The sequence below is a fragment of the Chryseobacterium sp. Leaf201 genome, assembly GCF_001421435.1.
Taxonomy (GTDB): Bacteria; Bacteroidota; Bacteroidia; order Flavobacteriales; family Weeksellaceae; genus Chryseobacterium.
On the sequence record NZ_LMKA01000057.1, the window covers coordinates 188,153 to 197,934 of the forward strand.

8 protein-coding genes are annotated in these 9,782 nt (G+C 40.0%); 7 read left to right on the plus strand and 1 reads right to left on the minus strand.

Annotated features, from left to right (window positions below):
- Nucleotides 1–383: 383 nt before the first annotated feature.
- From ASE55_RS06545 to ASE55_RS06575, 7 genes are all read left to right on the plus strand, one after another.
- Complete coding sequence (locus ASE55_RS06545; RefSeq protein WP_056216840.1) at nt 384–785, plus strand: acyl-CoA thioesterase; 402 nt, start codon at nt 384–386, stop codon at nt 783–785.
- Complete coding sequence (locus tag ASE55_RS06550; RefSeq protein WP_056216843.1) at nt 782–1,342, plus strand: helix-turn-helix domain-containing protein; 561 nt, start codon at nt 782–784, stop codon at nt 1,340–1,342. Before ASE55_RS06545 ends, ASE55_RS06550 begins: the two co-directional genes overlap by 4 nt.
- Before the next feature lie 108 nt (nt 1,343–1,450).
- On the plus strand, nt 1,451–4,288 hold the full coding sequence (locus ASE55_RS06555) for a heavy metal translocating P-type ATPase (RefSeq protein WP_056216848.1): 2,838 nt from the start codon (nt 1,451–1,453) through the stop codon (nt 4,286–4,288).
- A gap of 3 nt (nt 4,289–4,291) precedes the next feature.
- Nucleotides 4,292–5,026 (plus strand): DUF72 domain-containing protein, encoded by a 735-nt coding sequence (locus tag ASE55_RS06560; RefSeq protein ID WP_056216852.1) that lies wholly within the window; start codon nt 4,292–4,294, stop codon nt 5,024–5,026.
- A 49-nt stretch (nt 5,027–5,075) separates the two neighbouring features.
- The gene (locus ASE55_RS06565; protein ID WP_056216854.1) at nt 5,076–5,735 is read left to right on the plus strand and encodes a YggS family pyridoxal phosphate-dependent enzyme; all 660 of its coding nucleotides are present in this window, start codon (nt 5,076–5,078) and stop codon (nt 5,733–5,735) included.
- A gap of 58 nt (nt 5,736–5,793) precedes the next feature.
- On the plus strand, nt 5,794–6,978 hold the full coding sequence (locus ASE55_RS06570) for a sigma-54-dependent transcriptional regulator (RefSeq protein ID WP_056216857.1): 1,185 nt from the start codon (nt 5,794–5,796) through the stop codon (nt 6,976–6,978).
- Nucleotides 6,979–7,210: 232 nt separating this feature from the next.
- A complete protein-coding gene (locus ASE55_RS06575; RefSeq protein WP_056216860.1) occupies nt 7,211–8,572 on the plus strand; it encodes an MATE family efflux transporter in 1,362 nt (453 codons plus the stop codon).
- A 25-nt stretch (nt 8,573–8,597) separates the two neighbouring features.
- Here ASE55_RS06575 and ASE55_RS20285 read toward each other — a convergent pair.
- A partial coding sequence (locus tag ASE55_RS20285; protein WP_157844633.1) for a hypothetical protein occupies nt 8,598–9,782 on the minus strand: 1,185 nt, incomplete at its 5' end.

A 9,782-nucleotide genomic window follows, 5' to 3' on the forward strand; every position in this document is an offset into this window, starting at 1 on the left:
CATATAGAATGAACAAATATTGATTCCAGATATAAGACAGGTGCAAGATACGACTATTAATTTCATATCAAAACTTTTTTTCAGATATTTTAAGTAAATTTTTCAATTAGATTATTATTTCACTAAAAACTATGAATTATGATGAATTATCTGTTAAAATATCTTTACAAATGTTAATTTTAAATTAAAACCATTCAGGTAAGTATTAGGAATTCATAATATAAAGCACAATTTTTACATATCGTAATACTTTTTAAAACAGTATTTTACCTATTCCGAATAAGCAATTGTATCTGTAAATACGAGTCTTTTGCTAAGTCAATTCCTGTAAACGCAACATCTCGGTTTTTAGCCTTAAATTTGTGCTTCAAAATTATAAGATTATGAACTACCACACCAGAAAATGGGTAAAACCTGAAGACCTGAATCCCAACCAGTCGCTTTTCGGAGGAAAGCTGCTTCAATGGATTGATGAAGAGGCTGCTTTGTATGCCGTGATCCAGTTGGAGAATAAAAAAGTAGTGACCAAATTTATTTCGGAGATCAATTTTGTCAGCTCTGCCAAACAGGGTGATATCATCGAAATCGGTATTGAAGTTTCAGCTTTCGGATCCACTTCCCTTACGTTAAGATGTGATGTACGGAACAAAATGACCCACCAGACCATTATTACCGTGGACAGGATCGTGATGGTTAATCTGGATGAAGACGGAAATCCTGCGCCGCACGGGAAAACAAAAGTTGAATTTGTAAAAGACCGGCTGAATAACCAGAACCTGTCATGATAATTTTCATAAAAAATATGGTGTGCGGAAGGTGCATTTCTGCAGTTTCAGATATTTTTGAGAAAGCCGGAATTAAAGTTAAATCCATTTCCCTGGGTGAAGTGGAAACAGAATCCGGCATTTCTGATGAAGACCTGCGGACTGTTGAAAAGCATCTGGAGGAAACCGGATTTGAAAGGATCAGGGATTCTGCGCATCAGCTGACTGAAAAGATAAAAACCCTGATCATTACGGAAATCAGCGGGTTGGACATCGATGAGAATTTTCTTTTATCCGAATTTTTAAGCTCAGCACTTCACAAAGAATACAGTTCGCTTTCCAAAACATTTTCGCATAATGAAACGGTGACCCTGGAACAGTTCTTTATCCTTCAGAAAATTGAAAAAGTAAAGGAACTCCTTCTGTACAATGAATTCACGCTGACGGAAATTGCCGGAAAACTGGGTTACAGAAGTGTGCAGCATCTCTCTTCCCAGTTCCGCAACAGTACCGGCTTCACGCCTACCGAATTTAAAAAACTGAAAACCCATCACAGGAAACCGCTGGATCAGGTTTAATCATTGGATTGCGGTCCCGGCTTAATTTTATAATCATTATCCTTAAATTTATAACACGTTTCCATTTGCATTCCGGAAATTTGTACTGTACATTTAAAAGGACTGATTATGCAGCAACAATATAAAATCCTCGGAATGACCTGTTCGGGATGCCGGAATAAAATTTCTGAAAAACTGAACAGCATTGAAGGTATCACAGCAGATATTGACTTAGAAAACCATACGGCAACCATCACTTCCGATAAAAAAGCCGAATTGCCGGTTTTGAATAAAGCTTTGGAAGAAATCGGGAATTATAAACTTGAAGACCCGGCCCATCCTGACCGGGATTCTGTTGTAAAACCGCAGGACCGCATCTCCCCTTCTTCCGTCTATTATTGTCCGATGGAATGCGAAGGCGAGAAAGTATATTTCCAGCAGGGAAAAAGATGCCCGGTCTGCAACATGTACCTGGTTCCTATTGAAGAAAAACATTCAAAAGACCCGGATTACAGGCCTGCCTATTCATCAACCCATCTCCCTGAAAATTTCAAAGACCATATCGGAAACTATTACTGTCCGATGTTTTGTGAAAAGGACAAAGTATATCCCGAGAAAGGTGACTGTCCCGTTTGCAACATGCACTTGGAACCGATTACGGAAGAACTGGTTAAAAATGCGGAACCCCACGCCCATACTCATCATCACAACCATCATCATGAAGCGCCTAAAGTTACGGATGAAATGGCCGGGAAATACTACTGCCCGATGTATTGTGAAGGTGATAAAGTCTATGACACCAACATTGGATGCCCGGTGTGCGGAATGGACCTGGTAAAATATCCGGAAAAGAAAACGGCAGCCTATACCTGCCCGATGCACCCTGAAATCATTAAGCATGAGCCCGGGGACTGCCCTGTCTGCGGGATGGATCTGGTAAGGATGCCTGATAAAAACGAAGATGAAGACGAAACATATCAGATCTTAAAAAGAAAGTTTATCATTTCATTGGCATTTACCGTTCCGGTTTTTATTCTTTCGATGGGCGGGATGATGTTCAGTTTTCCCTTCTCCCATCAGGTTCAGGGAATTTTTGAACTGCTTTTAACGCTTCCCGTTTTATTCTATTCGGGCTGGTTCCTGATCAGAAGAGGCTGGGTATCTTTCAAAACCGTGAACCTTAACATGTTCAGTTTAATCGTTTTGGGAGTGGCTGCTGCATTTATTTTCAGTATTGCAGCCTTGGCTTTTCCGGATATGATTCCGCATGAGATCAGGGGGCATAATCATGAAATCCCATTGTATTTCGAGGCGGTCTGTGTTATTCTGACCCTGGTTATTTTAGGCCAGCTGATGGAAGCCCTTGCCCATAAAAAAACAGGAAATGCCATACGGGAATTAATGAATTTATCTCCTGATGAAGCCACCATCCTGATTAACGGAGAAGAAAAAAAAGTACTGATCTCCCAGGTAAAAACCGGTGATCTATTAAAAGTAAAGCCCGGTGAAAAAATTCCGGTGGACGGACAGGTTACGGAAGGGACTTCCTATGTGGACGAAAGCATGATTACCGGCGAACCGGTACCTGTTGAGAAAAGTATCCACAACAAAGTTTCAGCAGGAACCATCAACGGCAACCAGGTCTTTATCATGAAAGCTGAAAAGGTAGGCGATGAAACCCTGCTTTCACAGATTATCAGACTCGTTAATGAAGCAAGCCGCAGCAAAGCCCCGATTCAGAAACTTACGGATAAAGTGGCAAAAATATTTGTTCCTGCCGTTATTTTAGCAGCTGTGGCCACCTTTATCATCTGGCAGTTTTTCGGGCCGGAAGGTAAAAGAAGCCTGTTTGCTTTTGTAAATGCCGTTGCCGTACTGATTGTTGCCTGTCCGTGTGCGTTAGGACTGGCCACTCCGATGTCTTTAATGGTGGGAATCGGTAAAGGAGCCAAAAACGGCATCCTTATTAAAAATGCGGAAGCATTGGAACAGATGAATAAGGTGAATGTTTTAATTACCGATAAAACAGGAACCCTGACCGAAGGGAAACCTTCTGTGGAACATATTGAAACCGTTCGCGGAGACAACAGAGCCCTGATCTTACAGCTGGCATTTTCATTAAACCAGAACTCAGAACATCCTCTGTCGGGAGCCGTTATCAGAAAAGCACAGGATGAAAATATTTCTCCAGAAAAAACAGAAAATTTTGAAACCATTTCGGGAAAAGGTGTAAAGGCAAATATCGGAGGAAAAACCATTTATCTGGGCAATGAAAGCCTGCTGAAAGCACATGATATATCAATTCCCGAAAATTTAAAAAAGAAAGCGGTTGAAATCCAGTCAAAAGCCCATACCATTTCTTATGTCGCGCAGGGAAATGAAGTGCTCGGGTTCATCAGTTTTACCGATAAGATAAAAGAAAGCTCCAGAAAGGCAGTTCAGCGGCTGTCGGACGAAGGCATTGAAGTGATCATGATGACCGGAGATAATGAACATACGGCAAAAGCAGTTGCGGATGAACTGGGAATCAGGAATTTTAAAGCCAACTGCCTTCCTGAAGATAAATTAAATGAGGTTAAAAGACTACAGCAGAAAGGGAAAATTGTAGCCATGACCGGTGACGGAATCAATGACTCCCCTGCTTTAGCCCAGGCCAATATCGGGATTGCGATGGGCACCGGAACCGGCGTGGCGATTGAAAGTTCAGAAATTACCCTGTTGAAAGGTGACCTTTCCGGCATTGCAAAAGCACGGCTTTTAAGTGAAAAACTCCTGAAGAATATTAAGGAAAACCTGTTCTTTGCCTTCATCTACAATGTACTGGGCATTCCCGTTGCGGCAGGCTTATTGTATCCTTTTTTCGGAATTTTACTGTCCCCGATGATCGCTGCGGCGGCCATGAGCTTCAGTTCCCTGTCGGTGATTTTAAATTCTCTGCGGCTGAATTCCGTTAACCTAAACAAATAAATTATGGAAAAGGAAAATTTGTACATCGGATGTTCAGGTTTTTACAATAACGACTGGAAAGGATCTCTGTACCCGGAAGATGCCAAAAGTAAAGACTTCCTTACCCTGTATTCCCAGGCATTTAACTGCGTGGAAATCAATTCTACTTTTTACAGGAAGCCGACGGCCAAAACCCTTTTGAAATGGGCTGAGGAAACGCCCGATGATTTCAGGTTTTTTATCAAAATTCCCAAAACCATTTCCCATGAGAAAAGGCTTAAAGACTGCAGGGAAGAAATTTTCGAGTTCTGCCTTCACATTCAGGATCATCTGAAAGAGAAGCTCTCCGGGTTTCTGTACCAGTTTCCGCCTTCGTTTAAAAATACACCTGAAAATATCAGCCTGATCTTAGACAGCCTTGATTTCAGTTATCTTAATGTTATTGAATTCCGTCATGAATCCTGGTGGAGGGATGAAATTTTCAGCCTTTTAAAAGACCGTCAGATTGTTTTTTCAGGCGTAAGCTTTCCCGGTAACCTTCCCGAAGATGTAATTGTGAATCATCCCGGAATTTTATATTACCGGCTGCACGGAACTCCTGTTCTCTACAAATCAGAATACAGTGAGGAATTCATTAATCACCTGGCTGAAAAAATTAAAGCAGGCCAACAAACAACCTTTATCTTTTTTAATAACACCTGGGGTACGGCAGCGGTTAAAAATGCGCTTTACCTTAAAGAAATTACAGGCCAGCCTTAATATATCAAAGCATCATTGTTTTATGCTTTAAATTTCAGAAATTTGCCCTATGAACATTCAGGAAAATTACAATCATATAAAAAAACAGCTGCCGGAACATGTACAGCTGGTTGCAGTCTCAAAAACACATCCCGTTTCAGCGATCCAGGACGTCTATGATTTCGGACAAAGGATTTTCGGTGAAAACAAAGTGCAGGAACTTACAGAGAAGTATCCGCTCCTTCCCAAAGATATCCAATGGCACATCATCGGGCATTTACAGACGAATAAAGTAAAATATATTGCTGAATTTGTAGATACCGTCCAAAGCGTGGATTCTGAAAAGCTGATCAGGGAAATCAGCAAAGAAGCGGCAAAGCACAACCGTACGATTAAAGTACTGCTTCAGGTAAAAATAGCTGAAGAGGAAAGCAAGTTCGGACTGGAACCTGAAGAAGCCAGAAATATTTTTAGTAAATATATTCAGGGTGAATTTCCAAATATTGAAATTACAGGACTGATGGGCATGGCTACTTTTACGGATGATAAGGAACAGGTAAAAAATGAATTTCTGACTTTGAAACATATTTTTGATGAATTTAACCAGCTGAAACCCCTCGAAACATTATCCATGGGAATGAGTGATGATTTCCCTGTCGCCATTGAATGCGGTGCCAATTCCGTGCGCGTAGGATCCGCTATTTTCGGGCAGCGGGATTATTCGGAATAGAATCATTTAGGTATAGTTTTTGCTAATAATTCAATCAAAAAAATCTAAATTTGCAACTATGCAAAAAATCCTTATTGTAGAAGACGAAAAAGCAATTTCAGGAGTACTCCAGAGTATCCTATCCGACGAACTTACTGAATACGAATTTATTATTGCCGAAGATGGCCTTGAAGGCTACAAACAAATAGAAAAAGAAGATTTTGCCCTGGTAATTTCTGATATTAAAATGCCTAAAGTTTCGGGCACTGAGCTTTTGAAGCAGAGCTTGGCTTTAAAACCGGAATCTACTTTCATTATGATTTCAGGCCACGCAGATATTGATTCTGCAGTTTCCTGCCTGAGAGACGGTGCATATGATTTTATCTCTAAGCCTATCGATATCAACAGACTGATTACGAGTGTAAAAAATGCACTGGCTAAAGAGCATCTGAAAAAAGAAAACAAAAACCTACAGACAGAAAACAAGACCCTGAAAAAGAAGGTCAGCAAAAAATACCAGATGATCGGCGAATCGGCAGGTTTGAAGAAGATCCAGGATATGATTGAAAAAGTTGCTGCTTCTGACGCAAGGGTTTTAATTACAGGCCCGAACGGTGCAGGAAAGGAACTGGTAGCCCACGCGATCCATAACCAGAGCGACCGTGCAAGAGGCCCGATGATTGAGGTTAACTGTGCGGCAATTCCGTCCGAACTGATTGAATCTGAATTATTCGGACACGTAAAAGGATCTTTTACAGGAGCCATTAAGGATAAGCAGGGTAAATTTGAGCAGGCGAACGGAGGTACAATATTCCTGGATGAGATTGGTGATATGAGCTTAATTGCCCAGGCAAAAGTATTAAGGGCCCTGCAGGAAAGCAAAGTTTCCCCTGTAGGAAGCGATAAGGAAATTAAAGTGGACGTAAGGGTTCTTGCGGCTACCAATAAAAACATGCAGAAGGAAATTGAAGCCGGAAGATTCCGGGAAGACCTTTACCACAGGCTTTCTGTTATTGAAATCTATGTGCCTTCCCTGGATGAAAGAAAAGAAGACATTGCATTGCTGGTAGATCATTTCTCCGGCGTTATTGCTGATGAACACGGTACGGCTGTAAAGAAATTCGATGATAAAGCGGTTGAAGCACTGAAAGCACTTTCCTGGACCGGAAATGTAAGAGAACTGAGAAACGTAGTGGAAAGGCTGATTATCTTAGGAGGCAACACCGTTTCTGCCGATGACGTCGCAAGTTTTGTAAGGAAATAATGTAATTATTACTTTAAATAAATTATAAAAATTGCAGTATCATTGATTACTGCAATTTTTTTTGCGTTATGCATAATTAAAAAACCGGTAATGTAAAACGGATCGGAATCAGGTTTAATGACTTTATCTTTGTTGATCTGATTCAGTTGTAATATTAAGACTGATCCTACCCCATGCTGACATGAGGTTATTTAATCAAACACAATTAAAAAGATAGGAACTATAAACTGTTATGAGATTTTTACATAAAAACTACACCAAAGAATGCCTCACATTGGCGCTGCCCGTGATGCTGACCCAGGTTGGGCAGGTATCCGTAAATCTTTTTGACAATATTATTGTCGGGAGATTGCTGGGAGCAGATGCCCTGGCTTCCGTTTCATTGGGGAATGCGGTATTTTTTTCCATATTTGTACTGGCTTTGGGATTTTCTTTTGCCATTCCGCCGCTGGTATCCGAAGCGCAATCAAAACAGGACCATAAAACGATCAACTCGGTTTTCAGCCATGGGTTCATCATCAATATGACAGTCGGGATCCTTCTAATGGGGATTCTGCTGTTGGCCATGCCGCTGCTGTATCATTCCGGGCAGCCTGCTAAAATCATTCCGGACACGGTTGATTTCTTAACGATTATGGCCATCAGTATTGTTCCGTTTATGGCTTTCCAGACGCTCAGGGAAGTTTCGGAGGGTCTGTCCTATACCATCGGCGTAACGAAGGCTACGATTATTGCAAACATCATTAATATTGTCCTGAATTACGTTTTTATCAAAGGGCTTTTCGGATTCCCGGAAATGGGTGTAAAAGGTTCTGCGCTGGCAGGGCTGATTGCGCGGATTTTCATGGTGGTCTTCCTGTATTTTGTCTTGCTTAATGAAAAGAAAACGAGGCAGTATATTAAAGATTTTTCATTGAAAGTGGAGGTTTTTTCAAAACAGATGTTTGATAAGATGATCCGTTTGGGCTTACCTACGGCACTGCAGATGTTTTTTGAAGTAACGGCATTTGCAGGAGCCGCATTTATATGCGGGCTGATCTCGGCCCATGATATTGCCTCCCATCAGATTGCCCTGAGCATGGCTTCCTTTACCTTTAATTTATGCATCGGGTTCAGTGTGGCTTCTACGGTAATGATCGGCAGGAAACTGGGCGAGAGAAACTTTACGGAACTGAGGAAAGTAGGGATCAACAACCTGAAAATTGCGTTCATTTTTATGTGTATCTGCGGGATCCTTTTTATTCTCGGGCGTAATATCCTCCCGACTTTCTTTACGAAAAAAGAAGAGGTTGAAGTAATTACCCTGGCTTCTAAACTGATGATTATTGCCGCCTTATTCCAGCTTTCTGACGGAATCCAGGTGACTGCGCTGGGAACATTAAGAGGCTTACAGGATGTGAAGATTCCTTCTATTTACACTTTTATTGCCTACTGGCTTATTACCATTCCTTTAGGATACTTTCTGTGTGTCACTCTGAATATGGGCGCTTTCGGAATGTGGATTGCTTTAGGACTGGGCCTTACGATCTCTGCCGTGATGCTGGTCAAACGGTTTTTGAATCTGTCAGCAAAACGAATTAAGCAGAATCTATAAGTTAAAAGCGGTCTTTTGTGACCGCTTATTTTTTTCTGTAAAGTTCAAGCCCGTTTCTGTACACCAGTATTTTCTTATTATCTTTATTTAAAACCTCGAATACAAAAGCTCTGTCTTTTCCGAAAGAGATTTCTTTGATAAGCCTGGGTTTCGAAAGATACGTTCTGAAAGGCATATTATCCCAGATCCCAAACATCTTATTTTTTACAGTGATGTTTCTGTCTGTAATTTCATCATAGTCGAAAGGAATCATATTGAAAAGCTTAACATTGAAATTATCTGCACCATATTTATCTTTCCTTCTGAAGACCAGATATGGCATTTCATAAGGTGGCGCAGAAGAATTAATATCCTTTGTTGTATAATATTTTTGTTCAATACTATCATATTCGGCAGGATATGCTGAATAATTATTGTATTTATCAAAAAGACCATATTTGTTTCCCTTTTTAAAAACATATGCTTTATATTTATTTTTGGAACCTGAAACATGATACTCGACCGTAAATATATCGTCGTATAGAAAATCTATTTTTCCTCCATTAAATAAAGAAGTAATCCCAAATTTACCACTGTTATTATCTTTTACAATAGCAGGCGTTTTATCCCTGTAATAATACACATGATCATATTCACTTAAATGATAAGATTTTTTATACAATGCATCCATTTCTTTCCTTTCCAGAAGATTGGAATCGTCATTTTTTGAAAATCCCGGTGGCGGAGGAAACTTTATACTTCTGGTATATCGTGTTGTCTGGATAATTTTTTTGTTTCCATCTAATTGGTAGGCATTAAATTCCCATGTATCATTGGAGTTGGAGTGAGAAATTGAATCATATTCGATAGGAATAACAGTATCGCCATCATAAAACATCAATCCTTTCTTTTTATTGATTTCCATAATGGTGAATAAAGAATTAGCATCAGGATATTTATAAATATTATCATATTTATAGGATGCAGGATCTCCTACAAGCTTCCATGTTCCATCTTCAAAAAAGGGTCTCTGAGCGCCTATCTTTCCGTTTTTCTTTAGAAGAATTCCTCTTTCTCTATAGGGAGACTTTACAAATTCATATTCTTTGAAATACCTGTTATTTGCGGCATCAATAAGAAATATTTCTTTATTTTTTCTAACATAATAGTAAGAATAAGGAGGCGTCTTTGCGAATTGAAGCGGTTCAATATTAAAGTCTATTACCTCATC

Bases quoted from the DNA above. Each gene is read 5' to 3' on its own strand.
- ASE55_RS06545 (WP_056216840.1), top strand. From the start codon at position 384: ATGAACTACCACACCAGAAAATGGGTAAAACCTGAAGACCTGAATCCC.
- ASE55_RS06565 (WP_056216854.1), top strand. From the start codon at position 5,076: ATGAACATTCAGGAAAATTACAATCATATAAAAAAACAGCTGCCGGAA.
- ASE55_RS06575 (WP_056216860.1), top strand. From the start codon at position 7,211: ATGAGATTTTTACATAAAAACTACACCAAAGAATGCCTCACATTGGCG.
- ASE55_RS06560 (WP_056216852.1), top strand. From the start codon at position 4,292: ATGGAAAAGGAAAATTTGTACATCGGATGTTCAGGTTTTTACAATAAC.
- ASE55_RS06570 (WP_056216857.1), top strand. From the start codon at position 5,794: ATGCAAAAAATCCTTATTGTAGAAGACGAAAAAGCAATTTCAGGAGTA.
- ASE55_RS06555 (WP_056216848.1), top strand. From the start codon at position 1,451: ATGCAGCAACAATATAAAATCCTCGGAATGACCTGTTCGGGATGCCGG.
- ASE55_RS06550 (WP_056216843.1), top strand. From the start codon at position 782: ATGATAATTTTCATAAAAAATATGGTGTGCGGAAGGTGCATTTCTGCA.